Origin of the sequence: Pseudoalteromonas sp. S3178 (genome assembly GCF_005886985.1) — a bacterium.
In the GTDB taxonomy this organism is placed as follows: domain Bacteria; phylum Pseudomonadota; class Gammaproteobacteria; order Enterobacterales; family Alteromonadaceae; genus Pseudoalteromonas; species Pseudoalteromonas carrageenovora.
On sequence record NZ_PNCW01000349.1, the window covers coordinates 1 to 364 of the forward strand.

1 pseudogene is annotated in these 364 nt (G+C 42.3%); it reads left to right on the forward strand.

Annotated elements, in window-relative coordinates:
- Window positions 1-324: pseudogene (locus CWC11_RS21265) on the forward strand (phospholipase); the annotation flags it as partial.
- Between the last annotated feature and the right edge of the window lie 40 nt (window positions 325-364).

Sequence of the window (364 nt, forward strand, 5' to 3'; positions counted from 1 at the left end):
TTGTTGCAACCTCATCATACATGGACTACTTCAGCTTTAAACCATTCAAGTTGGGAGTCTTGGGTTAAAGACTACTATGATCAAGAAGATTTAAATAACCTGCAACTTGTGCGGTCAGCAATGGCAACTTTTACACCTATCGCCAAAAATAGCCAAGACATTAGACCTTTATTAACGCAAGGCGGTGCTTTTTCTTATGCCCAAGGCGGAATAGTCCTCAATTCACAAGATCATTACGATCGCCTAACAACCGCCAAACAAGTGATCCCCCATGCAATTGCCATGGTTGTTCACCTGCTTAATCACGCAATGGTTAGTCGCTAATGCGGGGGATATTCATTTTATTGGCAAGCCTTGTTAGCTT